Genomic DNA, 23,357 nt, shown 5'->3' on the forward strand with positions numbered 1-23,357 from the left:
TTAATAACAAACTCAAGTTGATTAAACGTTCTAGCTATGGCTTTAGAAACTTTGATAACTTTCGAGTTAGATGTTTATTGAACTGGTATTTTAATTATTAGTTTGGCATACTATGTACTGAAGAACCGACATTTTTTAATTATTAAAGTATGAATCTACTTATCTCTAAGAAAGGCTCTCATCATTAGGTTCCGCTTACACTTCATCTGGGATCTTCTCTCCAGAATAATAAAGGTTCGCGCAGTGCTTCTTGAATTACTTCTTTAATATGTGGAACATCCAATTTGCCATGTGTCGGCCCTGCAAATCTTGGATCGTACATAACAACATGGATAAGGCTAAGTGCAGGTTTCCAGTTGACTTCTGCTAATGCTTGTCGAAAACCTTCAACATGGCTGCCATTATCTGGTGTTCTTGCTCCATTCACCCATGAAAAGGTATGTAATTGCTGCTTATCTGAAAAGATACCTGTTCGCAGCTTATCGCCAAAAGCTGCCGCTTCAATCAAAATATTATTATGATGCAAAGTTACATGAAATGGCTCGTTGTTAGCTTGAGTTTGCCGAGTCAAAAGTATATATCCCAGCATTTTCAGTCCTTGCGGTGCATAAAAACACTCTTCATTTAATCCAATTCTCAACCCAGCAAATAAATGAGCAGTGTCAAACAAAGCCCTCCGAATTATTCCAAATCTGGGTTGCGTTTGCCTAAAAACTTCAGGATCAGGTGTGACTTCAATTCTTGTTCCTCGACCATTACCTTGTTGAATAATCTTGGCAGATCCTTGTGCAATTCCTTTATTAAAGCACTGTTCCCACAGCATTCCAGAACGCCAACTTTGTACAGTTAATTGAATGCTAGTTCCATTAATCGGAGCCAACCCAACACCAAGTCTAGCTATGTGAACATGGGGAGCTTGTTCATTATATGAGCGTGTCCGATGAATAGTGGTGAGAAACTTAGTAGCAAGGCTCACACCTTCGATATCACTGGGTTCATCAAATGGCAGTCCTGGCCCGTCATCTACAACTGAGATAGTGGCTCCATCCAAAGTTACATTCACAAAGGTTGCTTGATTTGCCAGGTAAGAGTCAAGGACATTGGATACAAGTTCATAAACAAACTGTTCTGTACCTCTTACTCCTCGACCGAAGTAAATACCGCCACGGCGACGAATTGCGTTGCTTTCTTCTACGTGAGTGAATTTGTTAGACATTTTTGCATTATCAAGGTGATGCTTGCTAATTATTATGATTGTTCTGCTCCTGAAATGACACCAGCACCACTGTGAACTTCCGGTGATGTTGGGTTAAAAAAGAAACATGAAAATTATCAAACCTATCACCAACTGGTTAGAAAATCGGGCAAGTACACCTACATACGGCGGTTGGGTGCTTGCGGGAATTGCTATTTGTTTTTTTGGTGCGGCTGTCAATACAATGGCGGGGTGGCTGTATGCTATTAGCGGTGTGAGTGTGGCGCTGTTGGTAGTATCAGCAGTTTTACCGCCACGATCGCTTGTTGGTTTAACTATCACCCGCAATCCAATTCAGCCTGTCTCGGCTGGGGATGACTTGACTGTAGAATTAGAAATCCACAATCCCACAGCACAATCTGTAAGTTTGCTGCAAGTCGAGGATATTTTGCCTTTTGTTTTGGGTAAGCCAATCAAACAGCCAATAGAAATTATTCCGAGTAAAAATAGTTACAGTTGGATTTATTATCACCAGACCCAGCGTCGAGGTATTTATCGTTGGCACAAAGTTGAATTAGCTACTGGCGCACCTTTAGGTTTATTTTGGTGTCGTCGTCAGCGAGATTGTGAAGCAACGGCCATTGTTTACCCGACTGTATTACCTTTAACCACTTGTCCGCTAGTTGATGAAATGGGACAAGAAGAAAGCAAAAAAGGTGATTCGATCAATCGCCCATTGCAGACAGCAACATCGGGATTAGTGCGATCGCTCCGTCCCTACCGCATTGGCGACCCCACTAGACTCATTCATTGGCGGACTAGCGCCCGTTATGGTGAATTACGAGTCCGGGAGTTAGAAGTTGTCACAGGTGGACAAGAAATCATTATTGCCTTAGATAGTGGTGCTAAATGGCAAGAAGATGATTTTGAGCAAGCCGTAATTGCCGCAGCCAGCTTGTATTTTTACACACAACGTATGGGGATGCCCGTCAAACTCTGGACAGCTGGGACAAATTTGGTGAAAGGCGATCGTATTGTTCTAGAAACCCTAGCGGCGGCAACATTTCAAGAAGATATCAACGCCACAGAACCACCAGATTATCCTTTAATTTGGTTAACTCAAAATTCTCTGACACTCTCTTCCTTACCCCAAGGCAGTCGTTGGATTTTGTGGCAGAATAATAATTCCTCACCTCAAGCATCAACGGTTGTCAATCGTGACCGCCCTGGTGTTGTGGTACAAAGCGAACAAGCTTTACAACCTCAACTACAAAGACCTTTACAAGCATTTTAAACGAGTATGCTATGTATTTAATATTTCAATGAATGCTGATTTATTGCGGTTTTTGTCAAACATCATCATTGAATCTGCTTAGGTTGGGGAGATATCCCCAGTAATAGCACCTTGAGGCTGAGGTACAATGCAAAGAAATATTTAAATTATGAGCGGCCGATCCACATGATCACATCAGAAGTTAACACAAATTCCAGCGATAAAAGCTTAGAAGCAATGCGGCATTTTTCCGAACAATACGCCAAGCGTACTGGAACGTACTTCTGTAGTGAACCTTCTGTTACCGCAGTGGTAATTGAAGGGTTAGCCAAACATAAAGACGAACTAGGTTCTCCTTTGTGTCCCTGCCGCCACTACGAAGACAAAGAAGCTGAAGTCAAGGCTACATATTGGAATTGTCCTTGTGTACCAATGAGAGAACGGAAAGAATGCCATTGTATGCTGTTTTTAACACCAGACAATGAATTTGCTGGTCAAAGCCAAGAAATCTCAATCGAAACTATCAAAGAAGTAAGAGATAGCATGGCATGAGCGAAACTATGCCCCAAGAGTTTTGGCAAGGTGTAGAACAGTTCAACTCTGGACAGTTTTACGCCTGTCATGACACTTTAGAGGCTTTGTGGATCGAAGCCATTGAACCCGAAAAAACTTTTTACCAGGGCATTCTCCAAATTGCTGTAGCTTTGTATCATCTCAGAAATGAGAATTTGCGCGGTGCAGCTATTTTACTCGGAGAAGGAAGCAACCGCCTACGCCGTTATCCAGATAGTTATGGCGGTATTAATGTAGATGAGTTATTAAGCCAAAGTGCCGAATTATTAACAGTATTACAGCAAACAAGTGTAAATAAAATTCCTGCAAGTGAATTACTGGAAAATCAAAACTTGCCTATACCCAAACTTCTACTATCTAATGATTAGGCAAATTTTATCAGGTGATTCGGAATGAGAAATTGGGGAGTAGATTTTTCTACTCCCCAATTGCTTGAGAAATTAACGCCGTAAGCAATTTATTTTTAACCCCTCTCCAAACCCCTAATACCGTTTCACTTTAAGTTTGATACAAATAGACCGCAGGGGAGCAGGGAGCAGGGGGCAAGGGGAAAGAATAAAAAACCCGTGAATTTGTATCATTTTTTTCGTGAACTGGTATAAGAAGAGAGAGGCTTTAATTCTTATTCCCCTTCCCTGGTAGGGAAGGGGTTGGGGTTAGGTTTGAGAGACTAGTTAAACATGACTTGAATTAACAATTCAGAAGGAAAAGGCTGGATATGCGTTTTCCTTTTACCTTTTTAGGCGTTGACTGCTTGTCTTGGTGGCGTGGCTTTGTAATATTTACTAGGCGCTTCATTTCCTACTTGTGCCAAAGCTTCTTGCCCAGTAATCAATCTTGCGCCACGTTTGCGGGTGATATAGTTCCATACCCACTGAATCATGACGACGAGTTTGTTATCAAACTCAATTAAGAAGTAGATATGAATCAAGAGCCAAAATAGCCAAGCAAAGAAACCTTTGAGTTTGATAAAGCCTAAATCCACAACGGCTAGATTTTGCCCAATCATGGCTAAACTGCCGCGATCGCTATAGTTGAAAGCAGGTAAGGTATTCCCTTTGATTTTTTCCTTAATTAACTTGGCAACATATTCTCCCTCTTGCATCGCTACTGGTGCAACACCAGGTAGAGGTTTGCCATTTTGATGTGAGAAGTTTGCTAAGTCACCAACTACATGAATGTTGGGATAGCCTTTGATGCTTAAGTCGGGTTCAACAACAACTCGTCCGGCGCGATCGCATTCTGCACCTGTGCGTTCTGCTAAAACTTGCCCCATTGGTGAAGCTTTTACACCTGCTGCCCATAATACTGTTTTGGCAGCAATTTCTTTCACTTCATCACCTTGTTTGAGGGTGACAATATCATTTTCAATGTTGGTGACTAAAGTTTTGGTTTGAACACTGACACCCAATTGCTGTAAAGATGCTTCTGCTTGTTGAGATAATTCTGGTGCAAAGGGTGGCAAAATCCGATCTAGTCCTTCTAAAAGTAAAACTCTCGCCTCAGATGTGTCGATGTTGCGGAAATCTTCTTTGAGGGTTTGATAAGCAAGTTCAGCGATCGCACCTGCTAATTCTACCCCTGTAGGGCCACCACCCACAATTACAAAGGTTAACCAAGCCCGACGTTTTTCAGGATCAGTTTCTTTTTCTGCTGCTTCAAACGCCGAGAAAATCCTGCGACGCATTTCGATTGCATCTTCTACAGTTTTTAAACCAGGAGCAAAATCTTCCCAGTTATCTTTCCCAAAATAGGAATGCTTGGCACCTGTAGCCACTATTAACGTATCGTATGGTATCGCTTGATCACCCAAAAAGACTTGCTGTGCTTGGGGATCTATATCATTCACTTCTCCCAACAACACTTTTGTATTTTTGCTTTTGCTTAATACCGAACGCAACGGTGAGGAAATATCAGCCGGAGATAGTGTACCTGTGGCAACTTGGTACAGCAATGGTTGGAACAAGTGAAAATTACGTTTGTCAATCAGCGTTACGTCTACCTTAGCCTTAGCCAATGCCTTTGCTGCATACAGTCCACCAAAGCCGCCACCAATGATTACAACTTGATGCGGTGGGTTATTCTCAAGGGAGTCTACCATAAGAAGAAATATTTCCTAGTGTTACGGGTGCTGTAACTATTCTTAACAAATATGTATCAAACTTGTCATATATGTTTCTGTTCACTCTGCACAAATGAAAAAAACATAAAGGTAAGCCAGATTACCATTTCCAGGTGATACATATTACATTCATATATTGCCCTCTTAGCTTTAGTGTTTATCGCCCTTTGTTTAGATATATTGCAAAGGGCATTATTTTATTAGGATTTCCGCACAAAGATTTTTTGTGGAGACTGGGAGTATGGGTGAAAAGATTTTAGATACATACACCCTTATACCCCTACACCCAGACCCGCTCAAACCCTTGTGATTCCTAGAGGTGATGGGTAGGCGATCGCACTATGGTCTAGAACAATATCACATCACAAGACTTTGGTCTTTCTTGTCCCCAAAAGATTAAGAATTCTTGGGGTATATTCCTTTGTGCTTATTTTTTGTATCTTAAATTAAAGTATTGGTTTTGTTAAAACAAGGCTGATTTTGAATCATTAGCACAAAATGTAGCCATTTTTAAATCATTATCAGACTAGAGTATAGATATATATGACTGATTACCTGTGGCAAAATACCGGGAAACTACTAGGTTTTTTGATTGGATGCAATGCAATTATCACTGGATTTGTCAATTCTGCCTCAGCACAGATTGTCCCTGATAATACCTTGGGTAATGAAGCATCACAACTATTAAACGTTCCTGGATTTCCCGTACAGGTAATTGAAGGTGGTGCTGTCAGAGGTACAAATTTATTCCACAGTTTTTCCCAATTTAATGTACGTGGTGGAGAGGGTGCTTATTTTGCCAATCCAGCCGGAATTCAAAATATCTTGAGCCGCGTCACAGGAACAGAGCCATCAAGAATTTTAGGGCTACTAGGTGTAAGTGGTAACGCAAACTTATTTTTAATCAACCCTAACGGTATTGTATTCGGGCCAAATGCTCGCTTAGATGTAAAAGGAGCATTTGTTGGGACAACAGCAAATAGTGTACTTTTTCCTGATGGGTTGCAGTTTAGCGCCACCGATATTCAAGATTCATCGTTGTTGAGTATTAACATCCCAATTGGTTTACAATTTGGTTCCCAACCAGGAAGTATTACTAATCAAGCTGTTAACGGCTTGATTATTGGCTCTAGTCGCACACTAGCACTCGTTGGTGGTGAAATTACTTTAGATAATGGTATATTATTTGCCCCAAATGGACAGATAAAATTGGCAGCCGTCGGCGGAGATACAACTTTTGGGCTAGATATTAATGGCTCCTCCGTAGGATTTGAATTATCAGAAAATCTCAGACGCGCACCCATCAATTTAACCAATGGAAGCTTTATCGTTACAAATGGCAATAGTGCAATTGAGCTATTTGGCGGACAGATAGGACTAGAAGGTTCGACTATTGCTAGTTTAGGCGGTTCAATTTGGGTTGATGCTACTCAATTCAATTTAAATAACGGTTCTAGCATTCAGAGTATTACTTCTAGAGCCGCAAATGGCGGCGATATTCAAATTCAAGCCAGCGATGCAGTAACTGTTACAAACGGTAGCTTGATTTCATCTACTAGCAATAATTCAGCTACGGGTGGCGATGTTACTATCAATTCTAAAAAAATCACAGTTGCAGGGGATGGAATACCAGAAAATAGCGGTCTTATCGCGGTAATTACTAGTAGCAGTGGTAATGGAGGAAATCTTAATCTGAATGCTACTGAGTCTGTTAATATCAATGGCGGCTTTGTCTCTGTTGTATCGGGAGGTTGTGCGGTCAAAAGATGTAGTTGATATAAGTAATCAAGGCTTTTTAGGAATCTCCAGCTTGAGTTCAGGTTCAACAGGGAACCTGCGAATTGAAACGGGTACTTTACGAGTGAAAAACACTTTTCCCCAAGGAGGAGTGACAGCTATTACTGCTAGTGGAAGTGTTGGTTCTATTTCCATTCAGGCTCGGAATGCAGTTGAAGTAACTAACGGAACCATATCTACATCTGTTCGGCCCGGAAGCACAACTCAAGCCACAGTAGGGGATATAACAATTGAAACCAGGCGAGTTCATCTTAAAGATGGAGGTTCTATTAGTACAGATACCTTTAGTAGTGCGAATGCAGCTAATATTTTTATTAAAGCTGGTGAGCATGTAGAGATTAGTGGTGTTTCTTCGCCATTTAATGGCAGCATAAGTAGGATATCAAGTGGTACTAGATTAGGGGCAACAGGTAATGGGGGCAATGTAACTATAGAAACACCACGTCTTACCCTAACTCAAGGAGGAAACATAAGTGCTACATCTTTTATGAGCAATGGAAACGCTGGAAATATTAATATTCGTGCCACAGATGTGGAATTAGATGGGTTTTCTTTTATACCCCTGGAGAGTTTAACTGGGCTAGACCCTAGTTTTTTACAAGAGGTTTTTTCTGACCCGTTATTTAGTGAAACGGTGTCTCGCTTTGGTGGTTTTTACCGCATCAGTGAATTCTCCTCCGATGTTATTGGCAGTAATACAGATGTGCAGGGTGGCACAATAACTATTGACACAGAAAGATTGCGCTTAAGTAATGGTGCAGACATATCTACATCGGTAATCTTGGGACGGGGAAAAGGCGGTAATGTGATAGTCCGCGCCACTGATTCTATTGATATTAATGGGGTTGGCCCAATACGACTTGATGGTTCACCTGCACCATCAGGTTTATTTGCAGAACTGCAAGCAGGAGGAATAGGCTCTGGAGGTAGCATTGATGTTACAACAAGAACCTTAAACCTCAGCAATAATGGAGAAATTTCTGCTGCAACCTTCAACCAAGGTGATGCTGGAAATATTACTATTAAAGCCAATCAAATTAATTTACGTGGAAGTAGCAATATCATCACTCAGGTTGATGATGAAGCTACGGGTAATGCAGGCAATATCAACATCACAACTCAACTATTCAATGTCCAAGAAGAATCGCAGATATTATCGGCAACTTTCGGAAATGGCAACGCAGGTAATATAAAAGTGCAAGCTGATAATATTATCCTAACTGGTTCAGATAGTGAGTTAAGCACAGGTATTTCATCATCAGTTGACGAAAGGGCTAACGGTAAAGGTGGTGATATAGATATTACTACCAATCGTCTCATTATACGTAATAATGCTGAAATTACATCTGGCAGTTCAGGTAATGGTGAGGCAGGAAGGATCGGAATCAATGCTAATTTTCTAGAAATCAATGGAAAAGGAAGTGGGATTGCTTCTACAACTTTGGCTGGTAATGGTGGCGACATCACCCTGAATATTCGTGATTTCTTACTTTTACGTCGTGGCGGATTGATTTCAACTTCCGCAGGTACGGCTGAGGCTAGTGGTAACGGAGGTAATCTTAACATCAGTGCAGGTTTTATCATTGCTTCACCAGAAGAAAACAGCGATATTACAGCAAATGCTTTCTCCGGTGCAGGTGGTCGAGTTGAGATTAACACTCAAGGTATCTTTGGTATCGAACCACGTCCTGGGGAGACTAATTTCAGCGATATCACTGCTAGTTCTACAACGGGAATTAATGGCGAAATCATTATCAATACACCTGATGCTGACCCTACTCGTGGGTTAGTGAAATTGCCAGCAGATACAGTCAATACAGCAGGTTTGGTTAATTCTAGTTGTTCCGCTTTTGATGGTAAAACAGGCTCTCAATTCACTGTCACCGGACGTGGAGGTTTACCCCCCAACCCTAATGAAAATCTCGCTGGTGATGTGGTGTGGTCAGATACTCGTTTAACAACAGCAGCAAAACCACAAAATGGTGCAGTAAGTCAAGTAAATAGACCTCTTAAGACTAATGAAACAGTATCTATTATTCCTGCAACAAATTGGGTATTTAATAATCAGGGAGAAGTAACACTAGTTAGTCATGTTTCTCAGGGAAATGCTGACAGTGTTGGTTCTAATCAAGTTGCTTGTCATAAACCTGTATAACTGACACAGTGAAACGAAAAATCAACAGAAAAAATTAGTTTGGGTGGAGGCGCACAAAAGATATTGATAGCAACACGGAAAATATATATTGCGCCGTAACCCAACACCATACAAACCTTGTTAGGTTTCACTATCGCTACAAATATTTCATTGTGTCATTCATGATAGGTATTCACCAGACACAAGATTACTCCTGTGCGCCGGCGGTTTGCAAAAGTTTGACGATATCTTGATAGCCGTTAAATTCTGCCAGCATCAAAGCTGTATAACCGCCACGATTTCTTAAATTGGGGTTTGCGCCAGCTTGGAGTAATATCTGCACAGTTTTAGTGTAGCCTCCAGAGGCAGCCCACATTAATGCTGTGGCTCCGGCTATGTCTTGAAAATTGACATTTGCACCTTTGGCTACTAAAAGTTGAATTATTTCTATTTGATGGCGTTTCGCAGCTTTGAGTAACGCTGTCTGGCTATCATTGCCTAAAGTATTGGGATTAGCGCCATAGTCTAATAATACTTGGACTGTTTTAGTGTGTCCCAAGGATATGGCGGCCATTAAAGGAATTTCTAATTCTCCATAAGAGTTTGCAGCAGAACGCAGCAATGCTTCGAGAATTTGGCTGTGTCCTTGCAAGACTGCAACTAATATCGGTGTGTCGCCTAAGTTATTTCTTAGTTGGACATTTGCACCGCGACTGAGTAAGACTTGCACTACGTCAAGATGTCCTTCCACGACGGCAATATGTAATGCTGTTTCACCATCTTTGTCTTGCAGATTAACTTGGGCATCTTTATCTAGTAAAGCAGAAGCGATCGCACTATTACCAGCCGCCGCCGCCGCTAATAATGCTGTACCCCCATCGCTGTTTTGTAAGTTAACATCTGCACCAGCCGCTAACAATGCTTGCACAATTGCTAAATTTCCTAAATCTGCCGCAATCATCAACAGTGTTTCGCCATCTTCATCTTGAAGATTTACATCTGCGCCATTTTGTGCTAGTAGTTGCACAATTGCGGGGTGTCCTTGTTTGACTGCCAATTTCAAAGCAGTGTCATCATCTTGATCGGCAAGATTTACCTTTGCACCAGCCGCAAGTAATATTTGGACTATTTCTGTATAACCTTTGAGTGCTGCTGCCATTAAAGCGGTGCTGCCATCTTCGTTGATAGCATTAACATCAGCACCCCTGGAGATTAAAAGCTGCACAATATCCATTTGTTTATTACTTGCAGCCAACATCAACGCCGTTAAACCATAGCGTTTTCTTTTTAAGTTGATATTTGCCTCGGCATCTAAAAGCGATCGCACAATTTCGGTGTAGCCTAAATTAGCAGCATACATTAACGCCGTCGTCCCATCGCGATCGCACGCATCTATATTGACACCAGCCGCTAAAATCTCACTCAGCCGCTTGATATCTCCACTTTTCGCAGCCTTCAGCAGCAAGACATCGTTGTTTTCCGTCATGAATCAAATCCTGCCCAGGCGGTTTTATCATCTATAGTTTGAAATTCTTTAAGTACTTTTGCAATAGGGCTGTTTGAGGAAAGTATTGAGTGCTGCGTAAACGCAACCCATCACGCCTAATTAATTACAAATTACGAACTCCGAATTACGAATTACCCTTAGACTTGTGCTAATTTTTATTAAGATTTAATAATTGGGCGAGAACACGATGGCTCTGGAACTGTCTCCCGCGGTGAAATACTGGCTTAACTTTTTCCACCCGCTAATGATGTGGGTACTTTTGGCGCTTTCACTTTATGCTGCTTATTTGGGATTGCAAGTACAGCGTACCAGAAACGCTCAAGGTGAAGAAAAGAAAGAACTTATTAAAGGCAAATTTAACATCAAACACTACCAAATCGGATCTATCATTTTAGGTTTGATGGTAGCCGGTGCAGTTGGTGGGATGGCTGTTACTTATATTAACAACGGCAAGTTATTTGTCGGGCCGCACTTGCTGGCGGGACTAGGAATGACTAGTTTAATAGCGTTTTCTGCTTCCCTATCTCCTTTTATGCAAAAAGGCGCAAATTGGGCAAGAATCACGCACATCTTGTTAAATTTTGCGATTTTAGGTTTATTTACTTGGCAGGCTATTACTGGCGTGCAGATTGTACAAAGAATTTTGAGTAATGCTTAGTTAACAGTCAATTGAATTATGAAGTCTCAAATGATTTTTCAGACTTCATAATTCATACTTCAGACTTTATTTGATTCAACGCTTTTTCTTAGAATTAGCAGGAAAAGGTATACCCAAAGACTGATGAAAGTCTTCTTGAACTTTGCGAGTTAAGCGACGAGAGACTTGCCGCACAATTTGATTTAGTAAGCGATCGCCTGTAGATTGGATGAGAGACTGAGGCAATCGTTGGATAAATCTGGGAAAGTGAAGATAAACCTTTAAATCTAAATCCCATTCAACCCGTGTCACCGTACTGGAAATCGCAGCATTATCATTGGGATACTCTTTTAATTGCATTGATGCTCGATAATCTACATCGTAACCAGGTGCTTGATAGTCAGGAATGGGGATTGTCCGAATACGATATATTCCCTCTTCTGGTGGTAAAAGTTCTAAACCAACTTTCGGCTCGACTTCATAACCAAAAGAGCCGAAACGACCAATAATCAAAGCATAGCCATTTTCTCCCAGTGGCTGTACCTTCATTGGTTCAGCACAACGGATAAACCACGACGAATGAGCATTGAGATATTCCGCAACTTGATCTACTGGAGCATACATCTCCATATAATCGCTGTAGCAACCACAAAATCGGGTTTGATGGTCAAAATTTGTATCAGAAACTACATCATCAGTTTCTACTAAGTTGGTTTCTACAGGTAAAACAGTTTCTTTTATATCTAAGGACTGATATTCGCCGTTTGTTGAAAGCATCAAAGCATTCCCCTCTGAGATGGCGTTTGGCTAGATTTATGATTCCCAGGTGACTTGGGTGATTTCGTAGGCAAAATTCTATTTTGGCTGAAACTTTAACATTCTGTCATAAACTTTATGAAATTACTAAAATACGGATAAATCACATACTAGTTTTTTAAGGTAGCGTTTTTATGAAAGCGTTTGTGGCTGGGGCTACAGGTGAAACAGGTCGCCGCATTGTCCAAGAGTTAGTAGCACGTAACATTCCTGTGCGGGCGTTGGTACGGGATATCCAGACAGCTAAAGCAATTTTGCCTCCTGATGTGGAGTTGGTGCTTGGTGATGTGTTGCAAGCAGATAGTCTCGCCAATGCTTTAGGAGATAGTACTGTATTGCTGTGTGCGACTGGCGCAAAACCGAGTTTTGATCCAACTGGGCCATATAAAGTAGACTTTGAAGGGACAAAAAATTTAGTGGATGCTGCTAAGACCAAGGGAATTGAGCATTTTGTTTTAGTTTCTTCCTTGTGTACATCTCTGCTGTTCCATCCTTTAAATTTGTTTTGGTTGATTTTAGTTTGGAAAAAGCAAGCCGAGGAATACATTCAAAAAAGTGGTCTTCCCTATACAATTGTGCGACCTGGCGGATTAAAAAACGAAGATAATACTGATGCTATCGTGATGCAAAGTGCAGATACATTATTCGATGGTAGTATTCCGCGCCAAAAAGTTGCCCAAGTTTCGGTTGCAGCACTTTTTGAACCAGCCGCCCGCAATAAGATTGTAGAGATTATTGCTAAACCAGATGCAAGTGTGAAAACACTTGGGGAGTTGTTTCAGCAATGCTAACAGGACTTACGCACCAAAATTGTCTGTGGGTATTGGGTGTAGGGGTGCAAGGGTATGGGGTGTAAGGATTTTGAATACCCACACCCTGCTCGAAAACCTTAAGTTTTCATGTTTTTTTGCGTCCGACTTTTAACCCGACTTTAGCCGACTGACAAAATAAAGTGCGATCGCTTAGGCTATTGGGCGTAGAGTTGAAGACATACAAATATGGTTCATACTACCAGCCCATTAGCAGCAGATTTGGCTGGACAAAGCTATACTGTGCCTAACTATTGGCAAATACAGCAGCGTCTTTGTTCACTAATAGATAACTATGTAGCCAGCGAAAAGCTACAGGAACGCTTAGAAGATTTACCGAGGCAATTTACTCATCCCCAAGCACGTCCTTGGAAACCAATTGACTGGCAAGCTATTAACCAGAGTCAAATTATTGGGATCAAACCAGAAGTATTCTTATCCATTTTGATAGGTGCAATGGATACAGAAGCGCCAATTCGCGGTTATACCCAAACCAGTCGCCAATATTTAGAGAAATTACATCCCCAGATGGGGCAGTTTGTGGGTGGAACAGTCAGTGAAGCTGGTGAACTGCAAGAAATTGGCTTGTGGGAAAAAGAAGAACGCCAACATACACCCGCATTAATGAAGATTTACACCCAATTAACAGGTGAAAAAATCATCCCCAAACACCGCACTGTTAGAGGCTATATCCCTACAGATGATCCTCACGAAGATTTATATCGCCACGGCTTACACCGCGTTGCTACAGAATATGGTGCAACTTGTCTTTATTTGTGGTTGATGGCGCACACAACAGGCGCACTCCAAGATGTGCTGGAAGAACTCGCCAAAGATGAAATCAACCACATGACTAAATTTTGGGGCTTCGGAGTCTGGACTTTTCCCGATACAGGATTCATCCGCATCACCACAACCCTCATCAAAACCCGTTCGCAAAGCTACGAACGCAATAACTTGATGCGTACTCTACGCCGGATGATGAATACACTCAACTGGAAAGCCTGGACACCCACCAATAAAGCCACCCTTTTGTTCACCTTCACTTATACGATGCACCGTCTTTGGAAGTGGCACTACAGCCTGACTCCAGAGTATTTACACAACTTATTTGCGTCTTGAAACTATCCTCTTATTCATCAAAACCACCATGAACTCCCTACCTTTAGACCTCAACCCCCAAACAATCCCCCAACACATAGCTGTAATTATGGATGGGAATGGTAGATGGGCGACTAATCGCGGACTACCGCGCGTAGCTGGACATCGCCAAGGTGCAAGAACTCTCAAACAACTATTACGCTGCTGTAAAGATTGGGGGATCAAAGTTCTCACAGTCTACGCATTCTCTACAGAAAATTGGCAACGTCCCATTGAAGAAGTAGATTTTCTGATGCTTTTATTTGAACGCTTTCTCCGCAGCGAGTTAGCCCAGATGCAGCAAGAAGGGGTGAGAATTTCTTTTATTGGTGATTTATCAGTTTTGCCTGTATCTCTGCAAGCCGAAATGCAACGTTCAATGACAGAAACATTGAATAACCAAGCAATTCATTTTAATGTGGCGGTGAATTATGGTAGTCGTCACGAAATTACTCAAGCCTGTCACCACATAGCCCAATTGGTACAACAAGGTGAACTCAGCCTAGAAGCAATCAATGAAAATCTTGTAGAACAATATCTCTATACCGCAAATACACCAGCCCCAGATTTACTGATTCGGACTAGTGCAGAAATGCGGTTGAGTAATTTTTTGTTGTGGCAAATGGCTTATACAGAAATGTACTTTACTGATGTTCTCTGGCCGGATTTTGACCGAGAAGCATTTCATCAAGCTTTGTTAAGTTACCAAAAACGCGATCGCCGTTTCGGTCAAGTTAAAACTGCTTGTTCAGCTTAACATCAAAGTCTGCTCACAAAGCAATTTCCGCTTGCATCACAGTTGTGTCGCTGGTGGGTTGCAGATGAAAGCCTAATTTTTCACAAACTCGCTGCATTCCGTAATTATCAGACAAAATATTAGCTGTAATTCGGCCGATATGTTCTTGACGACCAACTTGCAGTAAGCGCCTAACGAGTTCTGTACCTAAACCTTGACACTGATAGCGATCGCTGACAATCATAGCGAATTCTGCGGCATCTGTACCGTGCAGTTTACTCAATCGCCCAACTGCTAAAATCTGCCGCATTCCGGTTTCTGAGTCTTGATGTTCTACTACCAATGCCATTTCCCTGTCGTAATCAATAAAGCAAATCCGGGTGAGGCGTTCGTGGGTGATGCGTTGACTCAATTTAATCAGGTGAAAGTACCGAAAATAAACGCTTTCTTCGGAAAGGGTTTGGTGAAACTGTACCAGTAACGGCTCATCTTCTGGACGAATCGGACGGATGGTTACTGACATCCCATTTTTCGTTGTCCAGTTGTCAATGTATTGGGTGGGATAGGGACAAATGGCTAATTTTGGTAGTTGTTCTTCTGTAATATCTGGTGGTTGGAGGAGAACACGCCCATCTAAAGCAATCAATCCTCCAGAGTTGACGGCGGTTGGCGGAATTGCCAGCAAGGGGTTGATGTCAATTTCTTTAATCCACGGTTGTTCTACTACCAGTTGGCTAAATGCAACCATCAATTGTTCGAGGGCTGCCATATCTACACTTTGCCGTCCCCGCACACCTTTGAGGGCTTTGTAAATTTTGGTGTGTTCCATCATCCGGCGGGCTAAAGTTGTGTTTAGGGGAGGTAGGGCGATCGCTCGATCCTGAAATACTTCGACTAGCTGTCCCCCTGCACCAAATAACAACACTGGCCCGAATTGGGGATCAAGACTACTACCAATAATCAACTCGTAGCCGTCGGTTTTCACCATTGGCTGTACTGTTACGCCGAGGAAGAGTGCTGAGTTTTGAGTAGCGAATTTTGAGTAGTGAAGGTCTTTGGCTATTTTTTCTTCAACAGAGGATTTGATGGTGCGATAGGCTTGTCTGACTGCTTCCGCATCCCGCAGATTTAACTGCACACCGCCGACATCGGTTTTATGAGTAATGATATGAGAATAAAGTTTGACAACTACGGGGTAGCCAATACTCTCCGCACATTTCACCGCTTCATCTTCACTTGTAGCCACGCAAGTTTCCACAACTGGGATGCCATAAGCTGCTAGTATTTGCTTCGATTCAAATTCTGTAAGAATGGTTCGTCCATCTTGACGCGCGGAGGCGATAATCTTTGCGACTAAGTTGCGGTCTGGTATGCCTGATTGGGGATCAACTGCTGGTAAAACTGGAGTTTCATAGATACCCCGCAGGTTATAGCTAGATTGCCACATATAACTAAATATGCGGGTGGCTGTATCTGGATAGCGATAAGTAGGAATAGATTGACGATTTAAAATTGTTTCGCCTGCGGTGACTTCTGCACCACCCATCCAACTAGCGAGAATTGGTTTACCAGGAATTTGGGCGTAGGGTTTCAATTGTTCAGCCGTTTGGGTGGGGTCGGTCATGGCTTGGGGTGTGAGAATAACCAACAAGCCATCACTATTGGGATCTGTGGCGGCTATTTCTAAAGCTTGGGTATAACGTTGGGGGTCAGCATCCCCCAGAATATCAATTGGGTTATTATGACTCCAATGAGTGGGAAGTATTTGATCAAAAGCAGCGATCGCATCTGGTGAAATTGTCGCTAATTCTCCACCCGCTTCAATCAAAGCATCGGTCGCCAAGACTCCTGGCCCGCCTGCATTCGTTAAAATGGTCAAGCGTGGCCCTTTGGGACGCGGTTGTTTTGCCAACACTTCCGCCACATCAAATAAGTCAGAAATACTATTCACCCGCAGCACCCCACAGCGCCGGAAAGCTGCATCTAACACCGCATCACTCCCCGCCAACGCCCCTGTATGAGATGCTGCTGCTTTGGCGGCTGCTTCTGTGCGTCCGGCTTTAATCACAATAATCGGTTTGGTGAGGGCAACTTCTCGCGCCGCAGAAATAAAAGACCGTGCATCCCCAATAGATTCCATGTAAATCACAATACTTTTGGTGCGGGGGTCATCACCGAGATAATAAATTAAGTCACCCCAGCCCACATCCAACATTGAACCGATGGACACGAAGGCACTAAACCCGACGTTTTCTTGAAAACTCCAGTCTAGAATCGCCGTACACAGCGCCCCACTTTGACTAATAAAGCCCACATTACCTGGACGCGCCATTGCACTGGCAAAGGTAGCATTTAACCCACTCAGAGGACTCATTACCCCCAAACAGTTCGGGCCGATGATACGAATGTTACCGCGACGGGCTTGGGCGAGAATTTGCTGTTCTAAAGCGATACCAGCCGCACCAGCTTCTTTAAACCCAGCAGAAATGACGATCGCACTTTTTACCCCAGCATCAACACATTCAGCAATAATCCCCGGAACTGTGGGTGCTGGTGTGGCAATTACAGCTAAATCTACAGTTTCGGGGATATCGGCAATTTTCGGATAGGCTTTGATTCCCAATACACTATGGCGTTTGGGATTGACGGGAAACACAGTCCCGCCAAAGGGATTTGTGATTAAATTCCACAAGAGAGTGCGTCCCACACTCCCAGGTGTTTCACTCGCACCAATCACCGCTACAGTTTTGGGTGCAAAGATGGCATCAAGGGGATTAAGCTTCTCTGCCTGCAAGATATCAAAGGCGCGATCGCTTGTGGGCTTGAGAGATTGCTGCATTAATCCTCCTTAAAGTGCTGAGTTGAAGGTGCTGAGTTGCAGTCAAAGATACTAAATTAGGCTGGGAATAGTATTTCTGAAAGCAACTTGGTTGTCAGTATTAGGCTTTTGCTTTCAGTCTATGCTTGAGTTTCAGATTGGGTTCATTTCATCCAGAAATTTTTAAACTTGTCTAAAATTTGCATAATTTTTCCGAGGGCGATCGCTTTGCCGGTTTCGGTGATTTCTGAGAAGCGATCGCCAAATTCAAAGTTAACGCCGGGAACTGTCACCCACAAAGCCGGCGGACAATGGCCGTAAAGAGTTCTAGTCAAAGCTAACAGTGATTGGGGATCGGCGGTATGTCCAGCGATCGTATTTTCAACAGAAGGTGAAAGTGATTGTACCTGCACATCAAAAGATTCTGAAGGTACATAAGCATCCACAAAAATTGCTAATTCTGCATTTGCTAAAGCATCAGCTAATTCGGGTGTCAGTTGGTGGACTGCTAAAGATTTCACTGCCGATAAATGCCAAGAGGCAATTTCATCAGCAATTCTTTGACCAATGCCATCATCACTCCGCAAGTCATTACCGTAACCAATCACCATGACGGTTGCATTCATTTTTTTCGTTTGCTTTAATGCACTCAAAATTAATGATAAATTTGCCAATTTACAATGTGGTAAAAATAAAAAACTAACCGCAAATGGACACAGATAGGCACAGATAAGTTTTTACCTCAACAGATGAGTAAAAGCTATGATCATTTATTTTTGAACTTATAAAAAGAATTTGAGGAACTTGTGAGGATAGAGAATATTCTTGTAAATTACTATTACTATAATTTGATAAATTGATGCAATTTATCCGATGATTTTTAGCATCAGCAGTTTTATGATGAATTTGAATCAACAATCTTTGAGGCTGTTTTATGTCTGAAGTTAATTATCAACAGCCAATTAATGCGGTGGCTACTCTTTTAGAAAAATATGCTGAGGGACAACGGGATTTTGAGAGGGCTGAACTTGGTGATGCCGACTTACAAGGTGTTAATCTCAAAGGGTCTGACTTGAGTTACGCGGACTTAAGTACAGCTAATCTACGAGGTGCAAATCTTAGAGGAAGTGACCTCAGTTATTCCGATCTTTCCCAAGCTGACCTCACAGATGCAGACTTGCGGGGTGCTTTATTGATGTCAGCCAATCTCCGCCAAGCCAATCTTCAAGGTACAAAACTAGATAAGGCAGACTGCGATCGCAATACCCATTTTCCCCCAAATTTTGACCCAGTTCAGGCAGGAGTTCAAATTAAATCAGAGTTATAAGTAGGTGGATACACATAGAAGACGCATTTCGACTCCTTTCGACTACGCTCAAGGCAAGTCGCTCAATGCTCGATCAGCTTACTAAAAGAGGGTTGATCGCAGTTTACAGCACTCAGCACTTTACTCCAAAACTTTAATTTCACTCAGTTGATTAATCACCACATCCGCACCTTGGACATGATCTGATTTACCAATCCATGTAATACCGATACAACCTGCGGCTTTGGCGTTTTTTGCCATTTGCATATCGCCAACCGCATCACCAACCATGAGTGCGGCGTTGGGTTCTACTCCCACTACTTCACAAGCTTGTAAAAACAAAGTTGGATCTGGCTTACCAGGGCCATCATCTACACCAATTTGGGCTGGAAGATAATCACCCAAATTATACCGAGCCACAAAGGCTTGTACTTCGGCGGTGGTGGCTGCTGAGATGATCCCCAGTTTCAGTCCGGCTGTGGAGAGGGATTGTAATAACTCCAAACTCCCAGAAAAAAGCGGTGCGGGAGATGCTTCGAGATATTTTTCGGCTTCGTTTAAACTTTGACGGGCGATTTTGAGAGATTCAAACCATCCTCTACCAGTTTCCGCAATATAGGCGGCTGTGGCGATTTCAGTTTCGCGGCGACTACCCACCGCCATTAAGCCAGCAGGATCGAGGGAATTACTATCAATACCGTAAGCCATTAATAAAGGTTCGCCAATTCCCGGAAATTGAGCATCGATAATTCTCGCTGCTTTTTGTCCCAGCGATCGCAAATAAATGTCTGAATCTTCTAAAGTACCGTTTTTGTCAAAAAAAATTGCCTGAATATTCTCAAAAGTAATATTTTTACATTGAATAGTTGCCAAAATTTTTCACCCCGGTTAAAAAAAAATGTCATAAAAAAAGAGGGATATTCCCTCTTTTTTCAAACTAGAATGCAATTATCTATTAATCTTACTCTTCAATAGCTACGGGAATTTCTTCTTCAATAGCTGCTGGAATCTCTTCTTCAACAGCTGCTGGAATTTCTTCTTCAGCTACAGTTTCTTCAGTAGGAGGTGCGGTGATACCTTGTTGTTTCGCTAACAGTTGCTCACGATATTTAGCTGCCATTTCTTCAGCTTTATCGTAAACCAAATCACGGTTTTTAATCATATCACCGGGTTCTGGTTCCAACTGTTTGGTAGATAGAGAAATCCGACCTCTTTCAGCATCCAAATCAATGATCATCACTTTCACTTCATCATTGACATTGAACACGCTGTGAGGTGTATCGATATGTTCGTGAGAAATTTCTGAGATGTGTAACAAGCCACTGACACCACCGATGTCGATGAAAGCACCGTAAGGCTTGATACCGCGAACTGTACCAATTACTACTTCGCCAACTTCGAGGCGGTTCATCTTACGTTCAACCAACGCCCGACGATGAGATAGAACTAGGCGGTTACGTTCTTCGTCTACTTCCAAGAACTTCAAGGGTAGTTCTTCACCCACTAATTCTTCTTTGGGTTTGCGAGTACTAATGTGGGAACCAGGGATAAAGCCACGTAATCCCTCAATTCTGACCAACGCACCACCACGGTTTGTCGCAAATACGCCAGAACGAACAGTTGCATCTTCTGCTTGCAACTGACGTACACGCTCCCAAGCCCGCATATATTCAATACGGCGAATCGAGAGGGTCAACTGACCATCTTCGTTTTCATCGGTGAGGATGAAAAATTCCCGTGTTTCGTTTGATTGTAAAACTTCTTCCGGGGCATCTACCCGGTTGATAGACATTTCTTGTATAGGGATATATGCTGCTGTTTTAGCACCGATGTCAATCAGAGCGCCGCGCGGCTCTATACTGAAAACCGTTCCTGGTACAATATCTCCAGGGCTAAAGTGATAGTCGTATTTGTCAAGTAGAGCAGCGAAATCTTCGTGAGTAAATCCAATTTCTGTAGCGGTTAAGTTCTGATTGACCATGCTGATTTGTTCCTGGTTCTAGTCTCCGTAAAGTTTTGTGACATAATGATAATGCCTGTGTAAGCCACTGAAGACCAGTGTAAGCTTACGTCCCTTATTAATCCTAGCGTAGAAAGCTAGTGTTAACACATATCAACTTCCAGATAGAAGATTATATCATATCAACAATGGCATTTGGCTATCAGCCATAAGTTAGAAGAGATTTTTATACATTGCCAAATTCAGTAAAATATCCGCTGTTATAGCTATAACAGCGGATATTTTGTGTTTTGCAAAGCTTGGTAATAGTAATCTACTACTCGTCTTTTTTCTCAATGCGGGGAGGTTCACGGAAGGCGATCGCAAAAAACAGAACGCCTATGCACAAAGTAAAAATTAAAATGTATGCAACGCTTTCCATCTCAAAAGCTCCTTAGAGTCAATGAGTGCTGAGTGCTGAGTTCAAGACTTACTCATTACTCAGCACTAAATAATTAGAGGGCTTCCTTCCGGCGGGTTGACTTATCACCCACTTTCTGGAACAGACCCCATTCGACTTGCTCTTCTAAGTCTGCTTCCACACCAGCAAATACATCTCGGTAGATTGTCCGAGCGCCGTGCCATAAGTGACCGAAGAAGAACAGTAAAGCAAATACTGCGTGTCCAAAGGTAAACCAACCTCTAGGACTGGTACGGAATACCCCGTCAGAGTTCAAGGTTTCGCGGTCAAATTCAAAGATTTCGCCGCCTTGAGCTTTACGAGCATATTTCTTCACATCAGCAGGATCTGTGAAGGTCTTACCGTCTAAGTCGCCACCATAGAAGCTAACGGTGACACCAGTTTGTTCAAAGCTGTATTTAGATTCTGCCCGACGGAATGGAATGTCAGCGCGGACAACACCATCACTGTCGGTCAAAAGTACGGGGAAGGTTTCAAAGAAGTTAGGTAGACGACGGACAGTCAATTCTCTACCTTCAGCATCGGTGAATACTGCGTGACCTTGCCAAGATTGAGCAATACCATCACCCTTAACCATAGGGCCTGTGCGGAACAAACCACCTTTGGCGGGGCTATTACCAACGTAATCGTAGAATGCCAGTTTTTCAGGAATTTGTGACCAAGCTTCAGACAAGCTTGCACCGTTGGCTACGCTTGCTTGTACACGACGGTTGATTTCTTGACGGAAGTAGCCTTGATCCCATTGGTAACGGGTAGGGCCAAACAGTTCGATGGGGGTGGTTGCGCTACCGTACCACATGGTACCAGCGACAACGAAAGCTGCGAAGAATACCGCCGCAATACTGCTGGAGAGTACGGTTTCAATGTTACCCATCCGTAGGGCTTTGTATAACCTTTCGGGTGGTCTAACTGTGAGGTGGAATAAACCAGCAATAATACCAACTACACCTGCGGCGATGTGGTGAGCCACAATACCACCAGGGTTAAAGGGGTTAAAGCCATCTGGCCCCCATTCTGGTGCTACTGGCTGGATGCTACCTGTGACTCCATAAGCGTCAGAAACCCACATCCCAGGGCCGTAAAGTCCGGTGAGGTGGAATGCACCAAAGCCAAAGCAAAGTAAACCAGATAAGAACAGGTGAATACCAAACATTTTTGGCAAGTCTAGTGCTGGTTCACCAGTTCGAGGATCTCTAAAGAGTTCCAAATCCCAGTAAACCCAGTGCCAAACTGCGGCTAAGAATAATAAACCAGAAAGTACGATGTGAGCAGCAGCTACACCTTCAAATGACCAAAAACCAGGGTCGGTAGCAGGGCCACCAGTGACGCTCCAGCCGCCCCAAGATTGGGTAACACCTAGACGTGCCATGAAGGGCAGCACGAACATCCCTTGTCGCCACATGGGGTTGAGAACAGGGTCGCTGGGGTCATAAATAGCGAGTTCATATAACGCCATTGAACCAGCCCAGCCTGCCACCAGGGCTGTGTGCATCAAGTGTACAGAAATCAGCCGCCCTGGATCGTTCAGAACAACTGTATGTACTCGGTACCAAGGTAGTCCCATCGACTACGCTCCTCCTCGAAGAGTTATGTTTACAAAGCAATTTATTTACTGAGTTCTTTAAATTGGCGAAGACCGCTTTTTAAAGAAATCTCTGAGTTTTTTTATTGCCAGGGTTCTGAGTTTAACCACGGCTCAGTCTTTACAAGACAGACTGTGTGGCTTTGGCAACACTTAGACGCTGCGGTTGCTTGACCTTTTGGGGTTGCGATCGCTTGTCTTCTCCAAGAATTTTTTCATAAAACTCTCCCTGGTTCTAATAGAACTCGGCAAATACCGGGTTGGTATTCGGGTAATCGAGCGAGCTACCCCTGTTGGCAGCAGCCTTGTAGTCGTCTACGCGATCGCCATACAAAAATGAGAATGTTTTAAAAAGTGTAACTATTGATGGAATTGTTTGCAAGCGGGTAAATCGATGCGATCGGTATTCCATCTGTGTTATTTTCTCACAAATCTCTACCAGAATTTCATTTACGTAATTCTCTAAAACTTACGCACAAAAATTGTCTCTTG

The 23,357-nt window shown here is 42.8% G+C and carries 22 protein-coding genes; 11 read left to right on the forward strand and 11 right to left on the reverse strand.

Translation table 11 applies throughout. From position 1 onward, the window contains the following. Positions 1-101: transposase (locus H6G75_RS26445; RefSeq protein ID WP_190982198.1), on the forward strand; the 101-nt coding region annotated here is incomplete at its 5' end. Positions 102-202: 101 nt separating this feature from the next. On the opposite strand, the gene H6G75_RS26450 is transcribed toward H6G75_RS26445, so the two are convergent. Next, a complete protein-coding gene (locus H6G75_RS26450) occupies positions 203-1,216 on the reverse strand; it encodes a hypothetical protein (protein ID WP_190982888.1) in 1,014 nt (337 codons plus the stop codon). Positions 1,217-1,322: 106 nt separating this feature from the next. Between H6G75_RS26450 and H6G75_RS26455 the strand changes: the two genes are divergently transcribed. The 3 genes from H6G75_RS26455 to H6G75_RS26465 all read left to right on the forward strand — a co-directional run bounded on the left by H6G75_RS26455 (position 1,323) and on the right by H6G75_RS26465 (position 3,409). Next, positions 1,323-2,489, forward strand: coding sequence for a DUF58 domain-containing protein (locus H6G75_RS26455; protein ID WP_190982889.1), 1,167 nt, complete (start codon positions 1,323-1,325; stop codon positions 2,487-2,489). Positions 2,490-2,654: 165 nt separating this feature from the next. Next, a complete protein-coding gene (locus H6G75_RS26460) occupies positions 2,655-3,020 on the forward strand; it encodes a ferredoxin thioredoxin reductase catalytic beta subunit (RefSeq protein WP_190982890.1) in 366 nt (121 codons plus the stop codon). Next, entirely contained in the window at positions 3,017-3,409 is a 393-nt protein-coding gene (locus tag H6G75_RS26465) for a DUF309 domain-containing protein (protein ID WP_190982891.1), read from the forward strand. Before H6G75_RS26460 ends, H6G75_RS26465 begins: the two co-directional genes overlap by 4 nt. A 371-nt stretch (positions 3,410-3,780) precedes the next feature. On the opposite strand, the gene H6G75_RS26470 is transcribed toward H6G75_RS26465, so the two are convergent. After that, the gene (locus tag H6G75_RS26470; protein ID WP_190982892.1) at positions 3,781-5,142 is read right to left on the reverse strand and encodes an NAD(P)/FAD-dependent oxidoreductase; all 1,362 of its coding nucleotides are present in this window, start codon (positions 5,140-5,142) and stop codon (positions 3,781-3,783) included. A gap of 564 nt (positions 5,143-5,706) precedes the next feature. Here H6G75_RS26470 and H6G75_RS33200 point away from each other — a divergent pair. After that, positions 5,707-6,939: a filamentous hemagglutinin N-terminal domain-containing protein gene (locus H6G75_RS33200; RefSeq protein WP_242051651.1), complete on the forward strand. Its 1,233-nt coding sequence runs from the start codon at positions 5,707-5,709 to the stop codon at positions 6,937-6,939. Further along, entirely contained in the window at positions 6,860-9,115 is a 2,256-nt protein-coding gene (locus tag H6G75_RS26475) for an S-layer family protein (protein ID WP_242051652.1), read from the forward strand. The genes H6G75_RS33200 and H6G75_RS26475 overlap by 80 nt, the downstream gene beginning before the upstream one ends. A gap of 187 nt (positions 9,116-9,302) precedes the next feature. On the opposite strand, the gene H6G75_RS26480 is transcribed toward H6G75_RS26475, so the two are convergent. Continuing rightward, a complete protein-coding gene (locus H6G75_RS26480; RefSeq protein WP_190982893.1) occupies positions 9,303-10,580 on the reverse strand; it encodes an ankyrin repeat domain-containing protein in 1,278 nt (425 codons plus the stop codon). A gap of 208 nt (positions 10,581-10,788) precedes the next feature. On the opposite strand from H6G75_RS26480, the gene H6G75_RS26485 reads away from it, so the two are divergent. Further along, positions 10,789-11,259 carry a DUF4079 domain-containing protein gene (locus H6G75_RS26485; protein ID WP_190982894.1) on the forward strand — a complete coding sequence of 157 codons (471 nt, stop codon included), beginning with the start codon at positions 10,789-10,791 and terminating at the stop codon, positions 11,257-11,259. A 75-nt stretch (positions 11,260-11,334) separates the two neighbouring features. Here H6G75_RS26485 and H6G75_RS26490 read toward each other — a convergent pair whose 3' ends face one another. Further along, positions 11,335-12,015, reverse strand: a complete 681-nt coding sequence (locus H6G75_RS26490) for a DUF1997 domain-containing protein (protein ID WP_190982895.1) — start codon at positions 12,013-12,015, stop codon at positions 11,335-11,337. A gap of 173 nt (positions 12,016-12,188) precedes the next feature. Between H6G75_RS26490 and H6G75_RS26495 the strand changes: the two genes are divergently transcribed. The 3 genes from H6G75_RS26495 (at position 12,189) to H6G75_RS26505 (ending at position 14,760) form a co-directional block, all read left to right on the forward strand. After that, a complete protein-coding gene (locus H6G75_RS26495) occupies positions 12,189-12,845 on the forward strand; it encodes an NAD(P)H-binding protein (RefSeq protein ID WP_190982896.1) in 657 nt (218 codons plus the stop codon). Positions 12,846-13,052: 207 nt separating this feature from the next. After that, positions 13,053-13,985, forward strand: a complete 933-nt coding sequence (locus H6G75_RS26500) for a ferritin-like domain-containing protein (protein WP_190982897.1) — start codon at positions 13,053-13,055, stop codon at positions 13,983-13,985. A 28-nt stretch (positions 13,986-14,013) separates the two neighbouring features. Continuing rightward, entirely contained in the window at positions 14,014-14,760 is a 747-nt protein-coding gene (locus H6G75_RS26505; RefSeq protein WP_190982898.1) for an isoprenyl transferase, read from the forward strand. Positions 14,761-14,773: 13 nt separating this feature from the next. Here the strand turns inward: H6G75_RS26505 and H6G75_RS26510 are convergent, their stop codons facing one another. Then, positions 14,774-17,578, reverse strand: a complete 2,805-nt coding sequence (locus tag H6G75_RS26510; protein WP_190982899.1) for a bifunctional acetate--CoA ligase family protein/GNAT family N-acetyltransferase — start codon at positions 17,576-17,578, stop codon at positions 14,774-14,776. Between the two features lie 143 nt (positions 17,579-17,721). Further along, positions 17,722-18,183, reverse strand: a complete 462-nt coding sequence (locus H6G75_RS26515; protein WP_190982900.1) for a hydrogenase maturation protease — start codon at positions 18,181-18,183, stop codon at positions 17,722-17,724. 308 nt (positions 18,184-18,491) lie between these two features. Between H6G75_RS26515 and H6G75_RS26520 the strand changes: the two genes are divergently transcribed. Beyond that, a complete protein-coding gene (locus tag H6G75_RS26520) occupies positions 18,492-18,884 on the forward strand; it encodes a pentapeptide repeat-containing protein (RefSeq protein ID WP_190982901.1) in 393 nt (130 codons plus the stop codon). 120 nt (positions 18,885-19,004) lie between these two features. Here the strand turns inward: H6G75_RS26520 and H6G75_RS26525 are convergent, their stop codons facing one another. The 5 genes from H6G75_RS26525 to H6G75_RS26545 all read right to left on the reverse strand — a co-directional run bounded on the left by H6G75_RS26525 (position 19,005) and on the right by H6G75_RS26545 (position 23,277). After that, a complete protein-coding gene (locus tag H6G75_RS26525) occupies positions 19,005-19,736 on the reverse strand; it encodes an HAD family hydrolase (protein WP_190982902.1) in 732 nt (243 codons plus the stop codon). Positions 19,737-19,824: 88 nt separating this feature from the next. Then, the gene (locus H6G75_RS26530; RefSeq protein ID WP_190982903.1) at positions 19,825-20,844 is read right to left on the reverse strand and encodes a 30S ribosomal protein S1; all 1,020 of its coding nucleotides are present in this window, start codon (positions 20,842-20,844) and stop codon (positions 19,825-19,827) included. Positions 20,845-21,139: 295 nt separating this feature from the next. Beyond that, a complete protein-coding gene (locus tag H6G75_RS26535; RefSeq protein ID WP_015115729.1) occupies positions 21,140-21,244 on the reverse strand; it encodes a photosystem II reaction center protein T in 105 nt (34 codons plus the stop codon). A gap of 73 nt (positions 21,245-21,317) precedes the next feature. Continuing rightward, the gene (gene psbB / locus H6G75_RS26540) at positions 21,318-22,847 is read right to left on the reverse strand and encodes a photosystem II chlorophyll-binding protein CP47 (protein ID WP_190982904.1); all 1,530 of its coding nucleotides are present in this window, start codon (positions 22,845-22,847) and stop codon (positions 21,318-21,320) included. A 253-nt stretch (positions 22,848-23,100) separates the two neighbouring features. Beyond that, the gene (locus H6G75_RS26545; protein ID WP_190982905.1) at positions 23,101-23,277 is read right to left on the reverse strand and encodes a hypothetical protein; all 177 of its coding nucleotides are present in this window, start codon (positions 23,275-23,277) and stop codon (positions 23,101-23,103) included. Between the last annotated feature and the right edge of the window lie 80 nt (positions 23,278-23,357).

It is taken from the genome of Nostoc sp. FACHB-280 (assembly GCF_014697615.1).
Taxonomy (GTDB): domain Bacteria; phylum Cyanobacteriota; class Cyanobacteriia; order Cyanobacteriales; family Nostocaceae; genus Nostoc_B.